Below are 26,392 nucleotides of genomic sequence, written 5' to 3' on the forward strand. Positions count from 1 at the left end.
GTTTTCTGATACTATCCAGTATACCTGTTTTCCTGGAAAACTCAAATAAAAAAATCCACCCACGCCCGGAAGCAGTCTCACCAGAGACCTCCAAGTCATGGATGAATTTTTATTTTCTACCAAATATGTAGTTTGTTACATTATTTTTTCAGGCAAGCTCAGCAAATCTTATAAAGATATTTACGAAACTGCCTCTTTTGTAAACGTCTCAATCAACTCTTTGGCATCATCATATCCCTGGCCTTCCAGTTCTTTCTGATACCACTCGTCCACGCCGTCTACGGCCTGTTTGAACGAATCGATGTCCATATCCTCATAATTGGTAATGGCTACACCATTCTCATTCTGCCAGCGGTTCATGATTTCATCATCACCGGCGCGGTTAATCTCACGCTCGTACTGTGTTGCCAGACGACCGCACTCATCGATCACTTCCTGCTGCTCCGGTGTCATACTGTCATAAATGTCTCCGTTAATACAGAAGAACAGACAATCATAAATTGCATTCCACATCGAGCAGTACGGCTGTACTTCCTGTACGCTTGCTGCATCGATAGCCGGAAGCGGATTTTCCTGGCCTTCTACGGTTTTCTGCTGCAGGGCCGTGTAGGTCTCGGACCAGTTCATGTTGGTGGCATCGGCGCCCCAGCGTTTGTAACATTCCATCAGCAGGTTGCTTCCTGCCACACGGATTTTGAGGTTTTTCATGTCATCGACGGTTTTTACTTCCTGCTTGCTGTTGGTCAGCTGACGGAAACCGTTCTCGGCGATTCCCATGCAGTGCAGGCCGTACTCATCAAGGATCTCTTTCAATTTTTCGCCTGCCTCGCCGTCCAGTTTTGCATCCGCATCTTCTACGGAATCAAACAGGAACGGAAGGGATACGACGTTAAATCTCGGATCAAATGCAGAGTAAATCAGGTTGCTGTGCATGGAAATCTGTACCGGATCTCCATCGATCAGTGCCTGGATACCTTCGGACTGGTTTCCGTTGGTCAGCTGGTCTGCGGCATATACGTTGACTTTGATCTTGCCGCCGGTTGCTTTTTCGATCAGCTCACCGAACTTCCGGCCGCCTTCTGCCCAGGTACTGGTTTCTGTCGTGGAGCAGGTGAAGTTCCAGGTCTGCTCCGGCCAGTCGAGATCGCTTCTGTCTTCTACATCGTAGGTGCTTGCAGAAGATGTATCTTTCTTTGTAAAGGCTTCAATCAGATCTTTGGCATCGTCATAGCCCTGGCTTTCCAGTTCGTTCTGATACCAGGCATCTACACCGTCTACCGCCTGTTTAAAGGAATCGATGTCCATATCTTCGTATTTTGTGATCTTGACACCGTTCTCGTTCTGCCAGCGGTTCATGATCTCATCGTCACCGGCACGGTTGATCGCACGTTCGTAATCGACGGCTTTCTGTCCGGCCTCATCGACAACTTTCTGCTGTTCCGGAGTCAGATTGTTATAGATATCTCCGTTAATGCAGAAGAACAGGCAGTCATAAATCGCATTCCACATCGAGCAGTACGGCTGTACTTCCTGTACACTGGCTGCGTCGATAGCCGGCAGCGGATTCTCCTGGCCTTCTACGGTTTTCTGCTGCAGGGCGGTGTAGGTCTCGGACCAGTTCATGTTGGTCGCATCGGCACCCCAGCGTTTGTAGCACTCCATCAGCAGGTTGCTTCCTGCGACACGGATTTTCAGGTTTTTCATATCATCGACGGTTTTTACTTCCTGCTTGCTGTTGGTCAGCTGGCGGAAACCGTTCTCAGCGATTCCCATGCAGTGCAGGCCGTACTCATCGAGGATTGCTTTTAATTTTTCGCCTGCCTCGCCGTCCAGTTTTGCATCCGCATCTTCTACGGAATCAAACAGGAACGGAAGAGATACGACGTTAAATCTCGGGTCAAACGCAGAGTAAATCAGGTTGCTGTGCATCGAAATCTGTACCGGGTCTCCGTTCATCAGTGCCTGGATTCCCTCGGACTGGTTTCCGTTGGTCAGCTGGTCTGCGGCATATACATTGACTTTGATCTTGCCGCCGGTTGCTTTTTCCATGAGCTCGCCGAACTTGCGTCCGCCTTCTGCCCAGGTACTGGTCTCGGTGGTGGAGCAGGTAAAGTTCCAGGTCTGCTCTTCCCATCCAAGGTCACTGTAATCAGCGATATCATTGTAATCCTCATTGCCGGAGGAATTTCCTGCTGTGCTGCCATCCGCACCATCGCCACTGGAAGTATCGGAATTCGTTGCTGCAGCTACCGTTCCGGTATAAGCTCCGTCTTTTGCCAGTGCTTTTGGAAGAAACGTGGAAATCTGCGGAACATACGTAATCAGAAGCAGAACTGCTACCGATGCTGCGATCATTGGCATAACGGCTTTGGAAATCTGCTGAATGGTAACTTCCATTCCTTTTTTCAGTTTTACGGAAATGGCGACAAACAGGTTGACACCGACCGGCGGAGTTACCTGTCCGATGGCCAGGTTGACCGTTGCCACGATACCGAATGCTATCAGGTCATAGCCAAGGGCTTTGCAGACCGGAAGCATAATCGGGATGAAAATATACATGGCAGAGTTTGCATCGATAAAGCATCCTGCAATCAGGAAAATGATATTGACAATCAGAAGGAATACAAACTGGTTATGAGCAACGCTTCCAAGAAGATCCGATGCTGCCTGCGCAATACCAAACTTTGTGCAGACAAAGGAGAACAGAGAAGCACTTGCGACGATCAGCATAATTCCACCGATTGTTTTGGCAGAATCTACCATCAGATCCCACAGGTCTTTCAGTTTGATCTCTTTATAAATAAAGATTCCGACAAACAGACCGTATACAACGGAAACGGCAGCTGCCTCGGTCGGGGTGAAAACACTTCCATAGATACCGCCAAGTATGATGACCGGCATTAAGAATCCCCAGAAAGCATCTTTAAAGGCATCCCATCTTTCTTTGGCTGTTGCTTTTTTCTGGGTCGGCTGAATGTTGTGTTTCTTTGCCTCCAGAAGAACAACGATGACAAGGGCCACACCCATCAGAATACCAGGAACGATACCTGCTGTGAACATATCGGCAATGGATACGCCTGTGATGGATGCATAAACAACGAATGCAATACTCGGCGGTATGACGATCGCAATCGAACTTGACGTCGCCATCAGGGCCGTGGAAAACGGAGCAGAAAATCCGCCTCGCTCAATCATGGCAGGGATCAGAACCATACCAAGTGCTGCTACGGTTGCCGGACCGGAACCGGAAATCGCACCAAAGAAGCAGGCTACGATAACGCATACGATGGCGATACCGCCTTTTTTATGGCCGACGCAGGTGTCGACGAAACGAATCAGTCGTTTGGAAATGCCCGCTTTTGCCATAATGTTTCCGGACAATACAAAGAACGGAATGGCAAGGAGCAAAAATTTACTGATACCGGAATACATATTGGTTGCTACGATGGTCAGGGATGTACCGGAGTACAGGATCGCGCAGATCGAAGACAGACCAAGGCAGATGCCAATCGGGATACCAAGGATCAGAAAAACAAAGAATGAAAGAAAAAGAATTGCACTGATCATTTTTTCTGTCCCTCCTCTTTTGCTTTTACGAATGTATCAATCAGATATTCGATCATGTGCAGCGTCATGCAGGCTGCGCCGATCGGTACGAAAGACCAGAAAATCCATTCCGGCCAGTTTAAAACGAACGTTCTCTTTCCGTTGGCAAGCTGGGTCAGTACCTTGTCCATGCCGTATTTAAACAGAACTACGGTAAAGGCAACACTAAATGCTGTGTTGACAACCAGCAGGATTCTTCTCGCCTTCGCAGAAAGACGGTCCGGCAGCAAAGAAAGATTGACCAGTTCTCCGTCACGGGCAGCAAGCGCTGCTGCGAGAAGTGTAATCAGGACAAATACCGCAACGACAAGCTCTTCGGTAAATGACCAGGACTGATGCAGTACCTTACGGGAAAGAACGTTTCCCACCGTAAGCACAACAATCAGGATCGTGGACAGCACGAGAACCAGTTTCTCAACAAATGCCAGTCCATTCATGATTTTTTTGTACACTTTCATATGTTTCCTCCCTTTTCCCGCTGTCAGGTACAATGTTCCAGCAGGATCTATTCTTTGCCAGGCTGTATTACCGGGGTGAATTTGCAGCTGACAAACAAAAAAATCCGCCCCTCAACGAGGGACGGAACTGTTCTTTTCCCGCAACCACCCTTGTCTCTTCTTTGAAACAAGCACGAATACAACGCACAAGCATACGCGGTTTCTGTAACGGGAAACTCCCGTGAAAACCTACTGGAATTCCGGCACATAGTACGATACACGGCCGATTCGTTGGGCTTTCCTTCTCCAAGATGATTTTCAATCCAGATTCGTTGCTGTCTCGCACCTTTCCGGCAGCTCTCTGAAAACGATTTGTCTGCATTTACTTTTTCTTTTCTCAGAATTTGCTTTTACACGACAGAAGCAATTTTAACGCGATTTTTGTTGATTGTCAAGAATTGGCTGGAAAAATTTGTCGATTTTTTGAAAAACCGCATTTTTTTCGGTTTCTGACCTTTTTCTTGCATCTTTTCCATATCTTTTATATAATAATCTGCGGTATCCGAAATATGCAGCCTGATTTTTCATCTCGATCTTCCAATATCAGTCCTGCTTATTCATGAAAGGATGATTTTTATGATAAAAAAACTGATTTCCTTTTTTCAAAAAGATGCAGTGCTTACCGTCTCTTTTTTTCTTGCAGTGCTTTCCTGCTTTTTCTGTCCTCCCGGTCCACAGTATCTTGGCTATCTGGATTTTCATACTCTGATCCTGCTGTTCTGTCTGATGCTGATTGTCGCGGGCCTGCGGGAATGTGGCGTATTTGACTGGCTTGGCACCAGTCTTCTCCGGCATGTAAACTCAGAACGGATGGTTGCTCTGCTTCTGATTTCCCTGTGCTTTTTCTGCAGCATGCTGATTACCAATGATGTCGCTCTGATTACCTTTGTTCCGTTTGGCATTCTGCTTCTGCGAATGTGCCATATGGAGCAGAAAAAAATACTTCTTGTCACCTTTATGACCATGGCTGCAAACCTTGGCAGTATGTTTACTCCTATCGGCAATCCGCAGAATCTTTATCTGTATTCGCTTTCCGGACTTTCCCTTTTGCAGTTTCTGCTTATGATGCTGCCTTATACTCTGGGTGCTGCAGTTCTTTTTCTGATCTGCATTTTTCTGTTTTTCTCCGGAAAAAAAATTTCCGTTTCCCTGGGGAAAAAAGCGATTACTCATCCGCGGCAAATCGCAGTTTTTGCAGCTCTTTTTTTCTGCTGTATTCTTACGGTTGCCAAACTTCTCCCGCATAGTATTCTGCTTCTGATCACGATTGCCGGGATCTGCCTGGTGAACCGCAGCCTTTACCGCAGAGCAGACTACTCTCTTTTGTTCACTTTTGTGTTTTTCTTTCTTTTTATTGGAAACATGAAACAAATGGCAGCGCTTCGTATTTATCTGGAACAGATGATTACCGGACACGAACGGCTTCTTTCCGTCCTCACAAGCCAGATCATCAGCAATGTTCCTGCCGCCATGCTGCTTTCCGGATATACAAAAGAAATCCCGGAACTGATTGTAGGAACCAACCTCGGCGGCCTCGGGACTTTAATTGCATCTATGGCAAGCCTGATCTCCTATCGCCAGATTACGGCCGCAGACGCTTCCTGCCGCAAAAGATATATCCTGATTTTTACTGTTTTCAATCTTGTTTTTCTTGCTATTTTGTATCAGATACGCTAAAATAAAAAGAAGATCCGGCTGTACGGGTCTTTTTTCACGGCATTTTATACCGTCTCATGATTACTGTACTTAGCATTTTATATTGAAAAAGAAAGGGTTTCATTTATGAAGATAGATCTCAGAAACGTTCCGGATGCCGAGGTTTCCGGCATTGATCTTGCAAATGTTGACATTACTGTTCCAGCGCCGGAGACAGAACCGCAGCGTCAGTATTACTTTATGGCACTTTTAAAACAGCAGCTCGTACCGGAGCGTGCAAAACAAAACGGAAAAGAGTATCTGACTGCCTGCATCACAACCTTCGGCTGCCAGATGAACGCCCGCGATTCCGAAAAACTGGAGGGAATTCTGGAAACCGTCGGCTACCACATTGTGGAGACCGAAGATGCCGATTTTGTTGTTTACAACACCTGTACCGTCCGTGAAAACGCAAATCTGCGTGTCTACGGTCGTCTTGGACAGCTTGGCAAGTACAAAAAGAAAAATCCGGGCATGATTATTTCCCTCTGCGGATGCATGATGCAGGAGCCGCTTGTTGTCGAAAAACTCAAAAAAAGCTACCATTTCGTCAACCTGATTTTCGGAACGCATAATATCTACCGCTTTGCCGAGTATCTTGTCCGCTGCATGACAGAGAACCGCATGGTGATCGATATCTGGAAAGATACCGATAAAATCGTGGAAAATCTCCCGGTTGACCGCAAATATCCGTTCAAGTCGGGTGTTAATATTATGTTCGGCTGCAATAACTTCTGCAGCTACTGTATCGTACCGTATGTGCGCGGCCGCGAACGCAGCCGGAAGCCGGAGGAAATCATCGCAGAGATCAAACGCCTCGTTGCAGACGGCGTTGTTGAAATCATGCTGCTTGGTCAGAATGTCAATTCCTACGGAAAGAATCTCGAGGAGCCGATGACGTTTGCACAGCTTCTGCGCAAGGCAAATCAGATTGAAGGGCTGAAACGCATCCGTTTCATGACCTCACATCCGAAGGATCTCTCGGAAGAACTGATCGATGCAATGCGCGACTGCGAGAAGGTCTGCCTCCATCTTCATCTTCCGCTCCAGTCCGGAAGCAGCCGTATCTTAAAACTGATGAACCGCCGTTATACCAAAGAGCAGTATCTCGACCTGGTAGACCGAATCCGCGCAAAAGTGCCGGATATTTCTCTGACAACAGATATTATCGTTGGTTTCCCTGGTGAGACCGAAGAAGATTTTCTGGAAACACTGGATGTGGTCCGCCGCGTTCGTTACGACAGCGCGTTTACCTTCCAGTATTCCAGAAGAACCGGAACACCGGCAGCTGCCATGGAAGACCAGATCCCGGTGGATGTTGTAAAAGACCGTTTTGACCGTCTTCTTGCCGAGGTCCAGGAAATTTCCCGCGAGGTAACCGCAAGACATCTTCATACCGTACAGGAAGTTCTGGTGGAAAGTATCAATGAGCAGGACGCTTCTCTTGTCACCGGCCGTATGAGCAACAATACGCTGGTTCATTTCCCGGGAGATGCTTCGATGATCGGAACGCTGCGGAACGTTTCCCTGGACGAATGCCGCGGCTTCTACTATATGGGAACGCTTGTTTAACCAAAAGACCCTGCCCGCACAGTTTTTCAGTCTTTGAAAAGACTATGTTACAAAGCTGTGCAGGCAGGGTTTTTATATATAACTTCTACTTTTATCCTCTCACATCTGGAGTTTTCCCGGAGAGCCGCCTCTGATAAAAGAAGTAGGTAATCATAAGCATAACTCCAGCTCCGACCCATGCGGAAATTTCTGCGAATGCCACTCCGCGGAACGCAAGGCGCGGTGCTAAAAGCAGCACAACCATGACGCGCATGGCAACCTCCACAATCCCGGACACCATCGGCAGAACTGTTTTTCCCATTCCCTGGCAGGCGTTTCGGAAGACAAACAGCCAGCCAAGGGCGAACAGGGCAACTCCGGTAACCGGCAGAAAGATACAGGTATAGGAAATGACTGTCGCATCATTCAGCATCAGGGATGCCAGAAGCTTCGGGCAGAAAATTTCCAGTGCTGCAAAAGGAAGATTGACAAGGACAGAAAGCACGACACCTGCCCTGACTCCCTGTTTGATCCGGTCGTATTTTCCGGCTCCATAATTTTGTCCTGTAAAAGTCAGAAGTGCAAGTCCAAGTGTTATACCCGGCTGCTCGAACAGACCGCACACCTTCATACATGCAGCATAAGCTGCGACATAAGCCGTTCCCATCTGATTGACAAAAACCTGAAGGACCATACCGCCCACCGCAGTTACAGAATTCATCACAGCTACCGGCAGGCCTTTTCCAACGAGTGCGCCAAGAAGTACACCATCTGCCCTCCAGTCTGTTTTCCGCGGAAGCAGTTCTGCGGCGCGCCGGATATATACCAGACAGTAAAGGGCAGAAACTACCTGCGCCAGGACCGTTGCAAGCGCCGCTCCAAACACGCCCATGCCAAACGGAAATACAAATAGAAGATCCAGCACAATATTGACCACCGACGAAACAATCATAGAAGCCAGCGGCACTTTACTGTTTCCGACGGACCGGAGCAGCGTCATGGCAAAGTTATTAAAAATGGTAACGGTACTGCCCGCCAGAATGGTTCCAAAATAAACCAGAGTGTCTGTCATCATATCCTCCGGTGTCTGGAGAAAGACAAACAGACGGCGCATCCAAAACAGACTGCCCACCGTAATTACAATTCCAATGGCAAGGCAGATATAAACCGACATCGCAATTTCTTTCCGCAGTTTTTCGATATCATTCGCTCCAAAGGAGTGGGAAATACAGATCCCAAGTCCTCCGGTAAGCCCCATGGCAAAGCCGAGAATCAAAAAATGTACCGAACTGGTATTTCCAACCGCTGCCAGGGCCACATCTCCGATCCCCTTTCCAACGACCATGGAATCCACAAAGCTGTAAAGCTGCTGAAAAAGATTTCCGATCAGAATCGGCAGAAAAAACTGAAAAATCAGCTTCATGCTGTTGCCCTGCGTCATATCATTTGTTGTTTTTTGCATGATGATAATCTTGTAACCTTTCCTTTCTTCATTCCTTCTTGCAAATCATATAAAATCACTATATACTAAAAGAAGTTTGTTTCCATCCACAGTCAGTATGGAACATCCACTACGAACGAAAAGTGAGACATCTATGAATAACTTATATGAATATATCGACCCCATCGCCTCTCCTTATGAGGCTTTTCTTTTTGACAGCACGCGGGATTCCCTTCCGATTCCTGCTCACTGGCACTATTATGTAGAACTTCTCTACGTTCTGAAAGGAGAAATTGAGGTTTCCCTTGATAATGTGACATCCATCGGAACGGAAGGATCTGTGATCCTTTTTCCGCCCAAATGCGTTCATTCCATCGCGCTTGCAAAGGGGTCTGTTCCGGTGCAGTATGATGTGATTAAATTTGACCCCAATCTTCTGCCCACCTGCAAGACGGATGAGCTGGATTTGCGTTCGATTCTGCACGGCATCCACACGTTCCGCTGCCCCTGTATTTTTTCTCCGGAGCAGGTACGGAAAATGGACCTTTTTCCTCTTTTTTCGGATATTCTTACGGAATACCGGGATAAAGAGCTTGGCTATTCCATGATTCTTACAGCGGATCTTCGGAAAATCATCAGCCGTTTTGTACGGAACTGGCAGAAAAGCGGGACTTCTTTTCCGTCTCCCGGCGTGCATCCTTCCTACGAAATCAGTTTTGACCTGATTTCCGAATACATTGATTCCCATTATTTTGAAGAACTGACCGTAGAGAAACTTGCCGCCATGTGCAACATGTCGCACTCCACATTTTCCATGAATTTTTACCGCCGCTACAATATGACCTGCAAAGAATATATTACGGCAACCAGAATCAATGCGGCAGAAAACATGCTGCTTTTTTCCAGTCACGATGTTTCTTTTATTGCCAGAGAAGTCGGCTATCCGGACTGCAGCTATTTCATCCGGTGTTATAAAAAAATAAAAGGAATCACACCGAAACAGGCCAGAAAAATCCAGGCAGAAAAAAATAAATAACGTTATTTTGCAGAAAAGGGCACGCATTCATTTTGCGTGCCCTTTTTCCATGCCTTATCGTTCTGCTGTCTCGTATACGCTTCGTACGCGGTATGCGCCCGATACGCCGGTTCCCTTGGCGGTAAAGTCTGCGGTCGGCAGAATACGGAAGGTCTTTGTTCCTGCTTCCATATCAACGAAGTTATCGTCCAGACGAAGCACACCGTTCTCAGTCTCTACGCTGACAGATTTTGCAAAGTTCTCTGCGGTTACGGTTACGGTATCGCCGTCTACTGATACAGAAAGCTTCGGATCTGCAAAATGGTAATGCTTCGGTGCACAGAACAGAGTTGATCCGGAAGATACTACGTTTCCATCAACAACCAACTCATAGGTCAGATGAACTTCCAGCGGATCCTGACCGTTGAAATCAAGATGCGGCATCCACTGTCCGCCGTAAGCCGGTGCATTCACCTCGAAAGCCCCCTCTTTGACTACGGAAGAATCCGGACGGCACAGGGACCATTTTACGGTTCCGACGATCGGCTCACCGGTCTCATTGGCAACATGAAGATCTGCACTGACATCAATCGGATGCGGCAGTGTGTTGACAAACGGTTTCTGATCGATCTCTCCGTGCTCCTCGCAGGAAAGCAGGACCGGTGCAAACATCTTCTTCTCTGCGTACTGCAGGGCTTTCCAGTTTCCATAGTAGTCCACGCTTGCCCAGGATGCTACCGGCCAGATATCGTTCAGCTGCCATACAACAGCACCCATGCAGGTACCGCGGAAGCGGCGGAAATGCTCAACGCCGTAACGGATCGCATCGGCCTGAAGAAGCTGTGAGCAGTACAGAAGCTCGTCGAAGTTCTTCGGATACAGGTATGTCTGTGAAATGTAGTTCAGGATCTTTCCGTTGGCAGCCGTATTTCTCTGGTGCATTTCCATGACACGGGAGAAGATGTTGCGGTCGCCGTCTTCGGTAAACCGTTTTACAGTCTGCAGTGCCGGGAAGGACTGGAATCCGAACTCGGACAGGAAACGGTAATGGTGGGAACGATAAGCGGTGAACGGCTCGCTTCCGTGCCATACACCCCAGTAATGGGTATCGCCGACGTTCTCTGCATTGCTGTTTTCGTAATTTCCGCCTGAAGACGGGGATGACGGCCAGTAGAATTTCTCCGGATCCTCTTCTTTGACGATTTTCGGAATGATGTACTCATACAGATGGATGTAATCATACGTCTGTTTCTTAGATTTCTGCCATGCCAGCGTTTCGTACTGGGTTTCCATCTCGTTGTTTCCGCACCATAGAGCAATACTTGCATGGGAACGGAGTCTGCGCATATTCTGACGGATCTCCGCGGAGATATTCTCTTCGAAGTCATCTGTCAGCTCGTAGGATGCGCAGGCAAACATGAAGTCATGCCAGATGAGGAGTCCTCTCTCATCGCAGACATCATAGAAAAAGTCATCGAGGAAGTATCCGCCTCCCCATACACGCAGGGAGTTAAAGTTTGCCTCCTGTGCGGATTTCAGCAGCAGATCGGTACGCTCTCTCGTCTGACGGGTTAAGATATTGTCCTCCGGAATGTAGTCAGCGCCCATCGCGAAGATCTGCAGTCCGTTGATTTCATACGCAAAGTTACGGCCCTTTACGGTCTTTGCAGGTTTATCGGTGATGATGATTTTTTTCTCACCGTTGGTCATGATCATGTTGTCGCCGTCATCGTAATCCGGTGACTGGCCGGTCATGTGCTCATCAAAGACTTCATCTTCCATCACGTCAGTATTTACGGTGATGGTACGAAGACCCATCTTCTTCTCCCAGGTATCCAGGATATCGTCTGCAACGAGCTCTACCTTTACCTGATACAGTGCCTGTGCACCATAGCCGTTCGGCCACCACAGCTCCGGATTTTCTACGGTAAGGGAAGCCTGTACATGATTGCTGCGAAGATCACAGGTAAGTCCGGTCAGATTCTTTGCCGGTGCAGAATTGGTCAGCGGATCCATTGTGCCGCTTTCTGCGGTCAGAACGGTTTTTCCATCCGGGGAAGTAACGGTCATTACGATCTTTACTTTACCGTCGGTTACACCCGGCATCCACTCGATTTCAGCATCTGCGGTCAGGCGGACGAAGTCAACCACATTTCCATGAACGGTTTTTCCAGTTACATGATGCTCCTGTCCTACAAATACCTGTGCCAGACGGGCAGTTTTTACTGCGAGAACAGAAGCCTCACGGAACAGTCCTGCATCTGGAAGACGCGGACCCCAGTCCCAGCCGTACATGCAGGCTGCTTTACGAATATGCGGGAATCCCGGCATTGCATCGGATGCTGCTCCAACCGGGCATTTTGCTTCTTCTTCTGCGATGAATTTTGTCGGGGAATGCAGAACCACTTTTACCTGATATACGGTATCGGCTGCATCACCTGCAACAAGATCGGTAATATCATACTCCCAGACACGGTTCATGTTGTCTGCGGAGCCGATTTTCTCTCCGTTCAGATAAACATCTGCGATGGTATCAATTCCGTCGAAGTGTAAAAACAGACGGTCCGCTTTTCTGTCTTCCTCACTGATCACGATCGTTGTCTCGTATGCGAAATCGTTCTCCATCAATTTTAGTGCATCGAGCTCATTGTCACGATAAAACGGATCCGGAATCAGGCCTTTCTCCAGAAGGGTGCCGTAAACGGTAGACGGTACCTTCGTTTCAATTGGAGTTTCCGGAATATGGTAAACATTTTTTCCGAGGACAGTTAATGTCCAGTTGTCTTTCAGACATATTGTATGCATTACAGTATGTCCCCCTTTCTTCATAGTTTCTGCTTTTTCGCGTAGTTTCGCCACGCTTTTCACTTTATTTTTATCTTACTGCTTTTTTAACCAAAATGGTACAAAAAAGCTCTTGAAAAATAGGAAAAATCTCCAAATGCGAAACGATTTTAGAAAATTTCGGAAACAGTGAGACAAATTCTCAATCATCACTTTGACAGATCTGGAAAATGTGATAGAATAAAAATGTCGGCATCCTGAAAAAAAATGCCGGCAGTATTTTTCGAAAAGAAAGATGAGGAAAAAATTATGATACCAGAAAGATTAGCTGCTCTCCGCGAAAAAATGAGAGCCTACGGCGTGGACGCTTATCTGGTTCCGACCGCCGATTACCATGAATCTGAATATGTAGGAACTTACTTTAAAGCAAGAACGTATATCACAGGCTTTACCGGTTCTGCCGGAACCGCCGTTATTACCCAGGATGAAGCGTGCCTCTGGACCGATGGCCGTTACTTCGTACAGGCAGCCAAAGAGCTTGCCGGAACCGGCGTTACTTTAATGAAAATGGGCCAGGAAGGTGTTCCGACCGTAGAGGAATACCTGCAGGCAAATACAAAAGAAGGCATGACCATCGGCTTCGACGGCCGCGTTGTCAATGAGATGCTCGGTGAGACACTGGAAAAGACACTTCCGGAGCGTTTTCTCTCCTATCGAAGTGACCTGATCGGTGAAATCTGGTCCGACCGCCCGGCGCTTTCTGCAGAACCAGTCTGGATTCTTGATTCCAAATATACTGGCGAGTCCGCTGCTGACCGTCTTGCCAAAGTCCGCGAAAAGATGAAAGAGAACGGTGCCGAAGTGCATATCCTGACCGCGCTCGACGATATCGCCTGGATGCTGAATATCCGCGGAAACGATATTCCGTGCAATCCGGTTGTCCTCTCCTACCTCATTCTGACCGAAACCGAAGGCCATCTGTTTATTCAGGAAGCAACTTTAAATGATGAAGTGAAACAGTATCTTGCCGGTCTTGGTATTTCGATTCATCCATACGATGCTGTCTATGATTTCGCTGCCAGCATCACAGGAAAAACGATTCTTCTGGAGAAAGCCAAAGTCAACTACACGATCTGCCAGAGCGTCATGGGCGAAAACACGATTGTCAATGTGATGAACCCGGCTTCTTCCTTAAAGGCAGTGAAAACACCAGTTGAGATGGAAAATATCCGCAAAGCCCACATCAAAGACGGCGTTGCTGTGACCCGTTTCGTTTACTGGTTAAAGAAGAATATCGGAAAAATCCCGATGGATGAAGTTTCCGTTGCGGAAAAACTGGAATCCTTCCGAAAAGAGCAGGAAGGCTATATCGAGCCAAGTTTCGGAACAATCTCCGCTTACGGCCCGAATGCCGCTATGTGCCATTATCAGGCAACGAAAGAAGATTTCTCCGTTCTACAGCCAAAAGGCATGTACCTGGTAGATTCCGGCGGACAGTATTATGAAGGAACAACTGATATCACGAGAACGATCGTTGTCGGACCGCTGACCGAGGAAGAAAAAGAGCATTTCACCATCACCACGATGGGAACCCTGCGTCTTGGAAATGCAAAATTTCTCCATGGATGCATTGGCATCAACCTCGATTACCTCGCAAGACAGGCATTCTGGGAGAGAGGTCTTGACTTCAATCACGGAACCGGCCACGGTGTCGGCTATCTCTTAAATGTCCATGAGCGTCCAAACGGTTTCCGCTGGAAAATGGTTCCGGAGCGCATGGAAAATGCCGTTCTCGAGGAAGGTATGCTGACCTCTGACGAACCTGGTATCTACATTGAAGGAAGTCACGGTATCCGTACTGAGAACCTGATGCTCTGCCGCAAAGCAGAAAAGAATATGTATGGCCAGTTCATGCGCTTTGAGTTCGTCACCATGGTTCCGATCGACCTCGACGGTATCGATACGCAGTATATGACGGAGAAAGATGTCGAGCTGCTGAATAATTACCACAAAGAAGTGTATGAGAAGATTTCTCCTTATCTGGAAGGGGACGAAAAAGAGTGGCTGAAAGAAGCTACCCGCCCGATTTCCAAATAAGTTCTTTCTATAACATCAAAAAACCGATGTTCTGTGCGTGTTATTTTCACAGAACATCGGTTTTTCTCATTTCTTTTCCTTATAATACTTTCGATAAAAATTCTCTCAGGCGCGGGTGCTGCGGATTTGCGAAGAATTCCTGCGGCGTATTCTCCTCCTGAATATTTCCCTCGTTGATAAAGACGACGCGGGTTGCCACCTCTCTGGCAAAACCCATCTCGTGTGTAACAACGACCATGGTCATGCCCGATTCGGCAAGCTCTTTCATAATTTCCAGAACCTCTCCTACCATCTCCGGATCGAGTGCAGAAGTCGGTTCGTCAAACAGCATGACATCCGGATTCATCGCAAGGGCGCGCGCGATGGCGATTCGCTGCTTCTGTCCGCCGGAAAGGCTTCCCGGATAGGCATCTGCTTTGTCCGGCAGTCCGACACGGGTCAGAAGCTCCATCGCTTTTTTCTCTGCTTCTTCCGGTGTCATTAGTTTTAATGTCACCGGAGCGAGCAAGATATTTTCCTTAACGGTTTTGTGCGGAAACAGATTGAACTGCTGGAATACCATTCCGATCTTCTGACGCACATGGTCAATGTCAGTTTCCGGCGCCGTGATGTCAACGCCCTCGAAGTAAATTTTTCCGCCGGTTGGAATTTCCAGACGGTTTAAGGAGCGCAGAAACGTCGATTTTCCGGAACCGGAAGGACCGATAACGGCGACAACTTCTCCCTGACGGATCTCTGTGCTGATTCCGTCTAAAACTTTATTATCCTCGAAGCTCTTCTGCAGATTTTCAACTTTAATTAATACTTTTTCGTTAGTGGTCACTCTTACGCAGTCTCCTTTCCAGTTTGCCCATGAAATAGGTCAGAATCATAACAAGAATCAGATAAAAGATCGCTGCGGAGAGAAGCGGAACCAGCGCATCGTACGTACGGCTCTGTACCAGGGTTGCTGCTTTTGTAATATCGATGGTTCCAATATAGCCGATGATGGCGGTCTCTTTCAACAGCACGATCATCTCGTTGATCAGCGCCGGAAGAACATTTTTAAACGCCTGCGGAATGATAATCAGACGCATGGTCTGTGCCGAATTTAAACCAAGGCTTCGTCCCGCTTCCGTCTGTCCTTTATCCACAGACATGATTCCGGAACGGAAGATCTCGGCAACGTACGCACCAGAGTTAATACCGAATGCAATTCCGCCGATCACGATATTGTTCAGGTTTATGGTTGCAAAAATAACGGAATAGAAAAACAGAATCTGAATCATGGACGGCGTTCCGCGGATAATCGTCAGATAGACGCGTGCCACAATGTTCAAAAGTTTTAATTTACCGGTCTGCTCGTGTGTCGAACGGATCAGTGCGATGAGAAGTCCGAGCACAACACCGATGCACAGTGCAATTACCGTGACAAGTAGCGTCGTCTTCAGACCGGTCAGCCACCACTCTGTAGCACCGTTGTCTACAAAGTAGCGGTTAAACTGATGCTGTAAATTTTCCATAGAATACATCTCTCCTTTGTGGTTTCATTTCCTGCAAAAAGAGCGGCTGCACCATTTTGCCTGGCGGACAGCCGCTCTTTTTCCTCTTATTAGATTACTTTCTTACAATAACAACCTGCGTTGCATTTGCGTAAGTATCGGTGAAATCAACACTCTCCTCACGCTCCGGAGTAACGGTCATTCCGGCTGCGCCGAAATCTGCTTTTCCGCTGTTGACGGATGCAAGGATAGTTTCAAATGACATATCCTCAATTTTCAGCTCATAGCCAAGCTTGTCACAGATCGCCTGGGAAATATCAGCATCGATACCAACGATATCGGTTCCCTCTTTGTACTCCCACGGCTCGAACTCAGCGTTGGTTGCCATGGTAAGCGTTCCGTTGGAACGGTCCACGTCTGCCGGGGACTCATACGGATGCTGGCCGACTTCATCACCAATGTAGTTGCTCATGATCTCATCAAGAGTTCCGTCCTCTTTCAGCTCTGCCAATGCAGTGTTGAACTCGTCTCTTAACTCATTTCCTTTTTTGAAGCACATCGCGTACTCTTCGGTATCAAAAATGCCTTCTACAATTTTCAGATCATCGTTTGCTGCAACGAATTTTTCTGCCGGCAGGGAATCGATGACAACACAGTCAATCTTTCCGTTTTTCAGTGCCTGAATAGCATCGGCGCCTTTGTTGTAACGCTGCATCTGGGAATCTGCATTAACGGCATCGCTCGCCTGAGAATCACCTGTTGTTCCGGTCTGTACACCAATCTTCAGATCTGCCAGATCCTCTACGGATGTTACTTCTACTTTCTTTGCGGTAGATGCAGAACTCCCGCATCCTGCCATCGAAACAGCAAACAGAACGGACATTGCAAGTGCTGTTGCTTTTTTTGCAAAATTCATTTTCATAATAATCTCCTTCTCTCCTCATGTGATGTATATTTATTCACTTTTCCTTATTATAACAGCATCTTTCTAAAAAGCAAGGAAAAACCGAAAAAAAAGCATCAGAAATGAAAAAGAGGGCGATGTTACCTTCCTGAAAGCCGATGTTTCTTCTGCAGATGACTGCCGCAATGTGGTTGAAACTGTTATGAAAAAATACGGAAGAATCGATGTACTCGCCAACGTAGCCGGTGTCGTCGGCACACGCGGCGCTTTTGTCGATCTCGATCTTGCTGACATCCAGAACACGATCTGATGTTGTCTGCAACGTAATAGAACGCTTCGACCATTTCCGACCTCATAATCATTTCCCAGCTCAATCACTTCACTTTCGTTTCGGCTCTGTTGCTCCCTGTCCTACGCTTAAATCTAACGTTACCGCTTCAATTCCAAGGACTCGGTACAAGGCGGTTGGTTAGACCTTACCTTGGTGGGTTTCCCACTGTATTTTATCAGCTTCAGGTGAGAGAAAAAACAGGCACTGATTTTCTGTCCCATTCCAAGCCATTTCCCCCTACATCGACGCTTATCAGTAGCGTGTGCTAATAATTTTTATTGAAGGATAACCTTTATTTCATGCTTTTTATTGTCTGCAAAATCCGGAATCCTGTTTCCTTTTATCTGTGTTCCGTCCACAATAATTACGGATGTGACAGCCTTCCGACACTGCGGATTCTCAATTACAATATGATAATCTGCGTTTCGGAAATGTCTCGTCATCTCAGCCCGTTCCCATTCTTTCGGAAAACATGGGGTAATTTCCAGCCCGTCATATCCGCGTTTTACCCCCATAATGCCTTCATACAGTCCCTTCATGCACCATGCAGAGGTTCCGGTTGTCCAGGACCAGTAAGATTTGCCGTAATATTTCGGATGTGTGGAATAGCAGTTTGTAAATACATATGGCTCGGCGCCGGACTGCGTGGACGGATTCTTTTCACTGTCCGGCATGATTTTTTTCAGAGTACAAAGTGCCTTTTCAGCTCTGCCGAGTTTGCAGTCCATAAGGATCTTAAATCCCGTTGCATGGCAATATACTCCGCCGTTTTCAAACAGCCCCGGCAGCATTCCCGACATCCGTCCAACATTCGGAGAATATTTCTCATACGGCGGCATATTCAGAGGGAAACCAAAATCATGTTCCATACTGTCAACCGAAGTCAGAAGCTTCGGAAGCTTTTCTTCATCTACCACGTCTCCCAGAACTGCCCATGTCTGGGCGTTCAGATAGATTTTACTGCCTTCACTTGTTCTGGAACCAATGTTTTCCTTCTTACTGAGTGCCCGCATATACCATTCACCATCCCAGGCTTTCTCATTAATACTCTTTCTCATGGTATCATATTCTTTTTTCAGAAATTCTGCATAATCAGTCTCCCCGATTTTTTCCATAAGCAGCTTCAGTTCTCTGAAAGCAAGACAGAACTGATGAGAAAGCATGACGGATTCCGCTTCCGGATCGGTTGTGATATTCAGCGCATCATTCCAGTCTGCAAAATAAATCCGGCTCAGCCCATTTCTTCCCTTATCCCGGATAAGACAATCTGCGGCTGCTTTTAAGTGCTCCACTACAGCCGCAGCACCGCCATCCTGCCACTCAATCTTCTTTTGCAGAATCGTGTAATCTCCCGTCTCCTTGATAAGTTCACACACCGCCCAGATAATCCAGAACGGCTGGTCTGAATACCTGGTGTCGTCATACGGATACCAGGTCAATACGGCATGACCATCCCGAAACTGATGGCGCAGACATTCCAGAATCTCCTCCCTGGCCTTCTCCTGACGATAATTCAGAAGTGCCACTGCAATCTGCAGATTATCCCGCACACCCTTTTTCCCAACAATACAGCAGTCTATCTGCTTCTTCAGCCACTGGTTCATAATATGATTGATTTTGCTGTCCGGTGTGGTGACGGACAGGGAACTGTATTTGTCCAGATTATACTCCACGGCCTCCTTACAGGCACTTTCCGTACGCTTAGCATCCGCATACATTTTAGCTGTCGCTCTTGCCTCATCCAGAGATTCACTGACGCCGAAGACCATCCTGATTTCCTTCGTCTCGCCCGGCTGCAGTATGAACTTATGCTGCAGCACACCGCCAAGAATAAACAGTGCCGCCTCCGAATTCGTACAGTCACTGCCATTTACTACTACATCCGGTCTCTGAAACAGTGCATAAGCAGAAGCATCCAGTTTCGTGACAGATCCTGCCGCTCCACAGAATCTGGCCAGATCCCCGTCATAAGCATACACAGGCTCGGAAGCAGCCAGATAAGCATTGTACCGTTTATGCGGTGCAAACGGATGAGCGGATCTACAATATATTCCATTTAATTCCCTGTCAAAGGAAGTTTCAAGGCAACGGTACATTTCATAATAACGGGGGTATGAGAATCCCTCCAGCTCAAAAGTTACCGCTGAAAATGTGCTGAGTGTACGGGTTTTTCTACTTTTGTTCTTAAGCCGAAACGTCCACACTTCCTGAAATCCTGTCTGCGGCACAAAAATGCTCCATGAACTCTCTATCCCCTGACACTCCGACTGTAGTCTGGAAAATCCGATACTGTGCTCACACTGATAGCTTTCTACCTGTTCATTCAGCGGCGCTGCACCGATATTCCAGCTTTTATTCGTTTCATCATCCCGGATATAGAAATATCTTGCATCATTGTTATTGATCATGCACATATCTGCTCTTTCATTCAGGTAATAGCTGCGCCCATGCCCGTTCTGGGAAACCTGCGCACAGTAGCCGTTTTCATTCCACAAATAGTTAAACCAGTATCTTGGCGGCTTTGCATCATAAATCACACAGGAATTGCCGTCGTTTGTAAATTCATATATTTTCTTTTCCATTCTCGCCATTTCTCCCTTTCAAGCTCTCGATTACCTGCAGCAGGTGATGCACTGCTGTCTCCAGCTGCCCGCGTGTCACTCGCCCTTCCCGGTATCCGTTCAGGATCTGGTTAATCACCGGCGGCCCGCCGGGCATGACAACATCATTTCCGGCCGCAACTGCATCCGCGCCATCCACCACAATATCCATATCCCCCCAGTCAGTCACCAGAAATCCTTCATATCCCCATTCTTCCCGCAGAATCCGGTTGCACAGGTCGCTGTTTCCACCTGCAAATATCCCGTTAATTTTATTAAAAGAAGTCATAATGCAGCGTACATTTGCTTTTTTTACCAGCATTTCAAATGGTTTCAGATACAGTTCCCGGGCTGCCCGTTCCGTAATAACAGAATCTACTGCGTCATACTGTTTCTTTGCGTTTCCCCTGCGGTAGGTTTCCTGCTCATTAACTGCGAAATGCTTTGGACACACCAGTACCTGATGATTTTCCTGTACGCCTTTTGTAATTGCGCAGGCACACACTCCTGTAAGAAAAGGATCTTCTGAAAAATACTCAAAGTTTCTACCACACAACGGATTTCGGTGAAGATTTACTGCAGGTGCGAGCCACACATCAACCTGTGCTTCCTCACACTCTGCCCCCACTGCTTCTCCAAATCTGTACCACGCCTCTTTATTAAACGCACATGCCAGCAGCATTTCCGTCGGCCACGCAGTTCTCCCGATTCCGGCAGGTCCATCCATATAGAAAACAGAATGGATTCCTTTATCTTTGATTGCTGGTGACACATATCCATTATGCCCTGCCGGATGATCATTGCAGGTCAAAGGCTTTCCTTCTTTATCACAGATGGTCTCCGGAAACGTTGTATCCAGAAATCCTGCAAAGGGAATTCCGGGACCGAAGCCTACGAGAAGTGCCGCAAGCTGTTCCTCTGTGAAATCTGAAAAATCTCTTACCTGCCTTCCCTGCCCCGCCTCTCTTTTCTCCGGTTTGACATCAATTCCTGAAAGCGTTAGTTTATACATTGGATTTTCTTCACAGACTCCGCCGCATGCATCACTCGGCAACTCCTGGTCTTTCAGGCAATTTTTCTTTAAAAACGTAAGTTTTCCATCATTACATGCTTTCAACCCAAGCGCTGAACGACAAATGCTGTATATAATGTCCTCCGAAACATCTAACTCACAGATGCAGACGGTCTCTTCCGAGGACGTTCCCATTCTGAGCTTATATCGTCCCTTCTCAATCAGCCATACGGAGGATTTTTCCTCATAACACGAAAGTCCATCCCATGGTATATGGATTGACACACTTGTTTTCTCTCCCGGTTTCAAAACTTCTGTCTTGGCGAATCCCTTTAATTCTCTCTCTGCTTTTTCTGTTTTTCCATCCGGCATAGAAACATAGATTTGCACGACTTCCCTGCCTGCACAGAGTCCGACATTCTTCACATCAATTATTATAGTTATCCCGTCTTCTTCTTTTGAAACAGCGGCCGCATCTAATGCAAATTTTGTGTAGGAAAGCCCATGTCCGAATGGAAATAGTACCTCTTTCCCAAAAGAACTGAAATACCGGTAGCCGTTATAGATATCCTCCTGATATACGGTCACCGGGCTTTTTCGGAAACCGAAACTCCCGTTTTCTTCCGCATCCAGTCCATAATCCTCATAAGTCAGAATATGCTCTTCCTTCTCCTTGTCCCATGAAAAATGCTTTGCAGAAGGATAATCCTCATACCGGTGTGCAATTGTAAATGCCAGCTTTCCGGAAGGGGAAACATTACCTTTAATGATTTCTGCAACAGCCTTTGCACCACCCTCTCCCGGAAGACCAAGGAACAGAATACTTTTTACGGAAGTATACTTTGTTGTCCATTCCAGGTCAATAAGTCCATTTACATTAAGGATTACAATGACTTCCGGGAAGTTTTCGCACACCTGGCTGACCAGCTTCTTTTCTTCTTCGGTAAGATAATAATCTCCTTCCAATCTTCTGTCACATTCCTCTCCGCCTGCATTTCTTCCTAGCACAAGAATTGCGGTGTTTGTCTTGTCTCTCACATTAGTCAGCAGACATTCCGGAATCGGATACTCCGGAACCGGCGCATGGTACGTTCCAAATATCTCATACATCAGGCCACTGTTTACCGCCTCCTTCATCTGGGAAAAATCGAATTCTTCCTGCGGATTCGCTGCTTCCGCTTCCCGCTGCTGCAGATAGTACTGTTTTAACTCCTCACATACAGAGATTCCTGCTTTCTCAAGTTCTATTATGATATTACTGCTTTCTGCTCCTCTTGCCGCTCCGGAACCATTTCCGGAAACATAGGTCACAAGTGCTGATCGTCCGAACACAGCAACTGTCTGTCCTTCCTGAAGCGGAAGAAGCTGATTCTCATTTTTCAGCAGAACAACCGATTCTTCTACCAGCTGCTCTGCAAGCAATTTTCTATTTTTAACCATTCTCTTTACTCCACTGTCACATCTGCATAAAACGCTCTGTCTCTTCCGGCAACCCATCCATTTTCTACAATCTCAAAAGCGCCGCTTAGTCTGATATCCTCTGAAGAGCCTCCTATTTCTGCCTCAATAGTTCCTTTCTCAATCTTCCATTTCATCCTTCTATCCAGAAATGCAAGCTGTGATGCTTTTATCTCAAAGATTACTTTTTTCTTTTCTCCCGGCACTAGCGTAATTCTCTTAAATCCCGCCAGTTCCTTGACCGGTCTTGCCATGCTTGCATGAATATCCTTCAGATAAAGCTGAACGACTTCATCCCCCTTGTATTCTCCTGTATTTTCCACATCACACTGAATCCGGATACTTTCTGTCGGCATAATGCAATCCTTGGATAACTGCAGATTGCTATATTCGAATTTTGTATAAGACAAACCATGTCCGAAATAATACCTCGGTGTATGCGGCATATCCACATAATTCAAAAAGCCGATGCTTCCGGTCTGATGCCATGCGGAATTATGCGGGTGATTGTAATAAATTGGAATCTGACCGGAAGTATAAGCTGTCGTTACCGGCATTTTTCCTCCAGGATTATACCTGCCAAGCAGAGTGCTCACAACTGCCTCCGCCCCCATCTCGGACGGATTCCAAGCCTCCAGTATTGCATCCAGATGTGCATCTGCCGCATCACTGGATATAGGGCGTCCGTCAAAATGAACTCCGATCAGCGGTTTCCCAAGCTTTGCTGCCTTCCTGATAAATGCATCCTGGCATTCCGGAAGATTGATATTTGTCGCATCCACACCCTCTCCCATGGAGGCCATAGAACAGGTTCCGTGCTTTCCTCCTAAAGTAAGAATCACAATATCGGCATCCTCTGCAATTTCAAGCGCCCGGGCATAACCGGATTGATCCGCTCCTGCAATCGGGTATCCATAAGCATAACGAATCTCTGCATCCGGCATCTGAGCTTTCAGTTCCTCCAATATACTTCGGCAGTCCGGTTTCTGACGTTTCAGAATCACGTCAAATTCCGGCGTTTCATCTGACTGAATATTGGTTCCCGGAACAGTCACGATTTCTTTGTTGTCCACATTTTCACTTCCACTGACCCCGGCAATCGAGTTGGCAATTGCATAGGTAGATTCCATCATACACATATGCGTATATCCTCCGAAAAACTTTCTCGGACTGTCTGCGTGAGGTCCGATCAGTGCAATCTTTTTTACGGATTTTTGAATCGGAAGCACACCATTATTTTTAATCAGTACCATAGATTCTTTTGCAGACTGCAGGGAAATTTCTTTATCCTTCTTATTCATAAAAACTCTGCGAAGCTCTTCTCCTTCCAAAGCAAAAGGATGTTCAAACAGCCCCATACGAAACTTTGCCGTCAGGACTCTTTTTACAGCCCGATCCAGAATGTCCATATCTGCCCTGCCTGACGCAAACAGATTCTTAAATGCTTCCCCATAGCCCTCAACACTTGGAAGCTCCATATCCATTCCCGCCTCCAGGCATAACAGTCCTGTTTCCTCTTTGGTTTCCCCGATTCCCTGAAACATAAATGCATTATTAATGGCGCCATAATCACTGACGCAAAGTCCGTCAAACCCCATCTCTTCTCTCAGCAGTTCTGTCAAAAGATGATGCGATGCGGAAGCCGGCTCTCCATTGATCAGGCAATAGCAGGGCATGATTCCTCTTAAACCTGCTTCTGTAATGGCTGCCTGAAATGGCTTTCCATAGATTTCTTCTAACAAACGTTCCGGTGTATCACTATTGGCCCCATGAATACCTGCTGCTGAATTATGAAATGCCAGAAAATGCTTGGCTACACTTTCTGTTCTGCGTCCTGCTGTCTCATATTTCTGGCACCCTTTTGTATAAGCTGATCCCAGGCTGGCTGTAAGAACCGGATCCTCTCCATACGTTTCTCCCTGCCGTCCCATTCTGGAATCTCTGGAAATATCAAGCACAGGGGCAAAGACATGCGTAATACCACAAGCAGCTTCCTGACGGCTTACAATTTCTGCAATTTTCTCCTCCAACTTTGGATTCCATCCGGCACCCCTTCCAATTCCGGAAGGAAAGCTTGTGGAATCCTGAATAAATGCTCCACAGAGTCCTTCCATATGAAAAATTGCCGGAATACGGTGCGGACTGTTTTCCATAACGATTCTCTGCACCTTTCTCTGCCACCGGACCACTTCATCCAGACTTTCCATTCTCCGCATTTCCAGCGTACTTACCTGTCCGATTCCATGCTTTGTCTGTTCATTGATTCCGGCAAAATCATAACTCGCCTTGTCAAATGGAAAAACACAGTTCAACTGAGCCACTTTTTCATCCAGACTCAGTTCCTCTAAAAGATATGCCGCCCTTTCCTCCGGTATCAATTCTGTATTCTGATATTTGTCGCTCATTTTATCATCTCTCCACTTTCCATTTAATTTCTGATATAGCATGAAGCCAGTCATAAATGGCCGGCTCCATACCTGATATATTTTTATTTAGTTATTCTGACCCTTTCTACGTGCTTCAACTTCCGCTCTCATTTTTGGAAGCTTCTCTTCCAAATCAAACTTTGTAAATACAAAGAACATCAGCAAATTCATCACTAACGGCAGATAATTTGAGAACCCGTAAATTGCATATCTCATAGAAGTAGTTGCAACTTCCAATGTAGCATCATAGGCTCCGATTGCAAGAAAGACTGATAAAATAATGCTTCCCAGTCCGCCGCCTACTTTACTTCCAAATCCGATTGCTCCTGAAGATACTGCTACCAGCTTCTTGTCGTATTTCCATTCATTATAATCGACAGCCATTGCAAGAAGCACTCCATATAAGCACATCAGCGGAATCTGTACTAAACTTCCGATTAAGGACATCACCGTACATGCCATGAAATTCGTCGGAACGACACACCTGACCACACAGGTAATTGCCTGACCTAACACCCCAAAGTAAACCGTTTTCTTAATTCCGAGTTTAGAAATGATTGGCTTCGCAAGCACAAATCCAAGTAAAGTTGCCGCAAGCCCTGCGATACCTGTTATAGCCACCAGATTATCATTTCCGAAGATCCATTTACAGTAATAAGTTCCGGATACCGCTGCAATCGCATTTGTAACATTTGTAATAATATTGAATAAGAGAACAATCACCCAGTATTTGTTTCCAAAAAGCATTTTAATCGCATCTTTAAACGGAACTGCCTCTTCCTCCTCTACTTCATTTAGCGTTTCTGTATCTTCTGAATACTTTGCCTTGCGTCCGTTGTTATAACAAATTGCAAGCAGCAAAAGAACAATTAACGCTAAAATCGCTCCAAATTTAATCCATGCACTCTGTGTTCCACCTAACATATTAGTAACAGGAATAATAATAATCGAAATGATCATCCCTGCCCCATAGTTTCCTACTGCACGGAAGATACCCATATTGCTTCGTTCTACCTGGCTGTTGGTACGCACAACCATAACTGCACCAAACGGTGTTGCAATCATCGTATAAATTACGGCTGTCAACAATACATTAGTCACAAGTACATAAATCATTCCGATTGTCTGACCTTTCGGCACTGTAAACATCAAAAATGTAATTACTGCCGCCGGAATCATCATGCGGAACATCCATTTGTAAAATTTACTGTTTCCGCCTTTTGAATGCTCGATTACATTTCCAAACCAGATATCAGTAAGTGCATCAATAACTTTAGCGATTGCCATCACAATACCGACACCGCCAACAGCAAGACCCACCTTGTCTGTATAGAAGTATGTAAGCTGACCGACTACATTTGCCATAAGTCCAAGTGCCCACTGCCCTGACATATCTGCCATATAGTCTCTTTTTCGCATGACTTTTTTTGCGCCGTCACTGTCGAAACCAAGTTCTTTTTTCTTTTTTCCCATTGATTTTACCTCTCTTAAAAA

The 26,392-nt window shown here is 46.6% G+C and carries 16 protein-coding genes, 1 pseudogene and 1 other annotated feature; of the genes and pseudogenes, 5 read left to right on the forward strand and 12 right to left on the reverse strand.

Going from position 1 to position 26,392, the window contains the following annotated elements:
- Positions 1–180 precede the first annotated feature (180 nt).
- The 3 genes from I2G42_RS08930 to I2G42_RS08940 all read right to left on the reverse strand — a co-directional run bounded on the left by I2G42_RS08930 (position 181) and on the right by I2G42_RS08940 (position 4,631).
- Positions 181–3,567 carry a TRAP transporter large permease subunit gene (locus I2G42_RS08930; protein WP_195530981.1) on the reverse strand — a complete coding sequence of 1,129 codons (3,387 nt, stop codon included), beginning with the start codon at positions 3,565–3,567 and terminating at the stop codon, positions 181–183.
- Positions 3,564–4,064, reverse strand: a complete 501-nt coding sequence (locus I2G42_RS08935; RefSeq protein ID WP_055228267.1) for a TRAP transporter small permease — start codon at positions 4,062–4,064, stop codon at positions 3,564–3,566. Before I2G42_RS08935 ends, I2G42_RS08930 begins: the two co-directional genes overlap by 4 nt.
- Before the next feature lie 114 nt (positions 4,065–4,178).
- Positions 4,179–4,451, reverse strand: a binding site (T-box leader).
- A gap of 21 nt (positions 4,452–4,472) precedes the next feature.
- Positions 4,473–4,631 carry a hypothetical protein gene (locus tag I2G42_RS08940; protein WP_156327599.1) on the reverse strand — a complete coding sequence of 53 codons (159 nt, stop codon included), beginning with the start codon at positions 4,629–4,631 and terminating at the stop codon, positions 4,473–4,475.
- Between the two features lie 48 nt (positions 4,632–4,679).
- Between I2G42_RS08940 and I2G42_RS08945 the strand changes: the two genes are divergently transcribed.
- Together I2G42_RS08945 and miaB are read left to right on the forward strand one after the other, a co-directional pair.
- Positions 4,680–5,780, forward strand: a complete 1,101-nt coding sequence (locus I2G42_RS08945; RefSeq protein ID WP_055228266.1) for an SLC13 family permease — start codon at positions 4,680–4,682, stop codon at positions 5,778–5,780.
- A gap of 105 nt (positions 5,781–5,885) precedes the next feature.
- Positions 5,886–7,370: a tRNA (N6-isopentenyl adenosine(37)-C2)-methylthiotransferase MiaB gene (miaB, locus tag I2G42_RS08950; RefSeq protein WP_055228265.1), complete on the forward strand. Its 1,485-nt coding sequence runs from the start codon at positions 5,886–5,888 to the stop codon at positions 7,368–7,370.
- A 91-nt stretch (positions 7,371–7,461) separates the two neighbouring features.
- On the opposite strand, the gene I2G42_RS08955 is transcribed toward miaB, so the two are convergent.
- Entirely contained in the window at positions 7,462–8,811 is a 1,350-nt protein-coding gene (locus I2G42_RS08955) for an MATE family efflux transporter (RefSeq protein WP_118666789.1), read from the reverse strand.
- A gap of 133 nt (positions 8,812–8,944) precedes the next feature.
- Between I2G42_RS08955 and I2G42_RS08960 the strand changes: the two genes are divergently transcribed.
- Entirely contained in the window at positions 8,945–9,826 is an 882-nt protein-coding gene (locus tag I2G42_RS08960; protein ID WP_055228263.1) for an AraC family transcriptional regulator, read from the forward strand.
- Between the two features lie 54 nt (positions 9,827–9,880).
- Here the strand turns inward: I2G42_RS08960 and I2G42_RS08965 are convergent, their stop codons facing one another.
- Entirely contained in the window at positions 9,881–12,610 is a 2,730-nt protein-coding gene (locus tag I2G42_RS08965; protein ID WP_195530982.1) for a beta-mannosidase, read from the reverse strand.
- Between the two features lie 288 nt (positions 12,611–12,898).
- On the opposite strand from I2G42_RS08965, the gene I2G42_RS08970 reads away from it, so the two are divergent.
- On the forward strand, positions 12,899–14,686 hold the full coding sequence (locus tag I2G42_RS08970) for an aminopeptidase P family protein (RefSeq protein ID WP_055228286.1): 1,788 nt from the start codon (positions 12,899–12,901) through the stop codon (positions 14,684–14,686).
- 79 nt (positions 14,687–14,765) lie between these two features.
- Here I2G42_RS08970 and I2G42_RS08975 read toward each other — a convergent pair whose 3' ends face one another.
- From I2G42_RS08975 to I2G42_RS08985, 3 genes are all read right to left on the reverse strand, one after another.
- Positions 14,766–15,509: an amino acid ABC transporter ATP-binding protein gene (locus tag I2G42_RS08975; RefSeq protein ID WP_055217779.1), complete on the reverse strand. Its 744-nt coding sequence runs from the start codon at positions 15,507–15,509 to the stop codon at positions 14,766–14,768.
- Positions 15,499–16,188 (reverse strand): amino acid ABC transporter permease, encoded by a 690-nt coding sequence (locus I2G42_RS08980; protein WP_195530983.1) that lies wholly within the window; start codon positions 16,186–16,188, stop codon positions 15,499–15,501. The genes I2G42_RS08975 and I2G42_RS08980 overlap by 11 nt, the downstream gene beginning before the upstream one ends.
- Positions 16,189–16,282: 94 nt before the next feature.
- Positions 16,283–17,083 (reverse strand): transporter substrate-binding domain-containing protein, encoded by an 801-nt coding sequence (locus I2G42_RS08985; RefSeq protein WP_330611302.1) that lies wholly within the window; start codon positions 17,081–17,083, stop codon positions 16,283–16,285.
- 100 nt (positions 17,084–17,183) lie between these two features.
- On the opposite strand from I2G42_RS08985, the pseudogene I2G42_RS08990 reads away from it, so the two are divergent.
- A pseudogene (locus I2G42_RS08990) lies at positions 17,184–17,381 on the forward strand (SDR family NAD(P)-dependent oxidoreductase); the annotation flags it as partial.
- Positions 17,382–17,677: 296 nt separating this feature from the next.
- Here the strand turns inward: I2G42_RS08990 and I2G42_RS08995 are convergent.
- From I2G42_RS08995 to I2G42_RS09010, 4 genes are all read right to left on the reverse strand, one after another.
- Entirely contained in the window at positions 17,678–19,984 is a 2,307-nt protein-coding gene (locus tag I2G42_RS08995) for a GH36-type glycosyl hydrolase domain-containing protein (RefSeq protein WP_238061590.1), read from the reverse strand.
- Positions 19,965–22,454: a glycoside hydrolase family 3 protein gene (locus I2G42_RS09000; RefSeq protein ID WP_195530985.1), complete on the reverse strand. Its 2,490-nt coding sequence runs from the start codon at positions 22,452–22,454 to the stop codon at positions 19,965–19,967. The genes I2G42_RS08995 and I2G42_RS09000 overlap by 20 nt, the downstream gene beginning before the upstream one ends.
- Before the next feature lie 5 nt (positions 22,455–22,459).
- Entirely contained in the window at positions 22,460–24,877 is a 2,418-nt protein-coding gene (locus I2G42_RS09005; protein WP_055266005.1) for a glycoside hydrolase family 3 N-terminal domain-containing protein, read from the reverse strand.
- Positions 24,878–24,964: 87 nt separating this feature from the next.
- Positions 24,965–26,371: an MFS transporter gene (locus tag I2G42_RS09010; protein ID WP_055217766.1), complete on the reverse strand. Its 1,407-nt coding sequence runs from the start codon at positions 26,369–26,371 to the stop codon at positions 24,965–24,967.
- Between the last annotated feature and the right edge of the window lie 21 nt (positions 26,372–26,392).

The sequence above is a fragment of the Fusicatenibacter saccharivorans genome, from assembly GCF_015557635.1.
In the GTDB taxonomy this organism is placed as follows: Bacteria; Bacillota; Clostridia; order Lachnospirales; family Lachnospiraceae; genus Fusicatenibacter; species Fusicatenibacter saccharivorans.

Coding starts and splice junctions, on each gene's coding strand:
- I2G42_RS08945 (WP_055228266.1), top strand. CDS start 4,680: ATGATAAAAAAACTGATTTCCTTTTTTCAAAAAGATGCAGTGCTTACC.
- I2G42_RS08995 (WP_238061590.1), bottom strand. CDS start 19,984: ATGGAAAAGAAAATATATGAATTTACAAACGACGGCAATTCCTGTGTG.
- I2G42_RS08940 (WP_156327599.1), bottom strand. CDS start 4,631: ATGAAAAATCAGGCTGCATATTTCGGATACCGCAGATTATTATATAAA.
- miaB (WP_055228265.1), top strand. CDS start 5,886: ATGAAGATAGATCTCAGAAACGTTCCGGATGCCGAGGTTTCCGGCATT.
- I2G42_RS09000 (WP_195530985.1), bottom strand. CDS start 22,454: ATGGTTAAAAATAGAAAATTGCTTGCAGAGCAGCTGGTAGAAGAATCG.
- I2G42_RS08935 (WP_055228267.1), bottom strand. CDS start 4,064: ATGAAAGTGTACAAAAAAATCATGAATGGACTGGCATTTGTTGAGAAA.
- I2G42_RS08970 (WP_055228286.1), top strand. CDS start 12,899: ATGATACCAGAAAGATTAGCTGCTCTCCGCGAAAAAATGAGAGCCTAC.
- I2G42_RS08980 (WP_195530983.1), bottom strand. CDS start 16,188: ATGGAAAATTTACAGCATCAGTTTAACCGCTACTTTGTAGACAACGGT.
- I2G42_RS08930 (WP_195530981.1), bottom strand. CDS start 3,567: ATGATCAGTGCAATTCTTTTTCTTTCATTCTTTGTTTTTCTGATCCTT.
- I2G42_RS08965 (WP_195530982.1), bottom strand. CDS start 12,610: ATGCATACAATATGTCTGAAAGACAACTGGACATTAACTGTCCTCGGA.
- I2G42_RS08955 (WP_118666789.1), bottom strand. CDS start 8,811: ATGCAAAAAACAACAAATGATATGACGCAGGGCAACAGCATGAAGCTG.
- I2G42_RS09010 (WP_055217766.1), bottom strand. CDS start 26,371: ATGGGAAAAAAGAAAAAAGAACTTGGTTTCGACAGTGACGGCGCAAAA.
- I2G42_RS08960 (WP_055228263.1), top strand. CDS start 8,945: ATGAATAACTTATATGAATATATCGACCCCATCGCCTCTCCTTATGAG.
- I2G42_RS09005 (WP_055266005.1), bottom strand. CDS start 24,877: ATGAGCGACAAATATCAGAATACAGAATTGATACCGGAGGAAAGGGCG.
- I2G42_RS08985 (WP_330611302.1), bottom strand. CDS start 17,083: ATGAATTTTGCAAAAAAAGCAACAGCACTTGCAATGTCCGTTCTGTTT.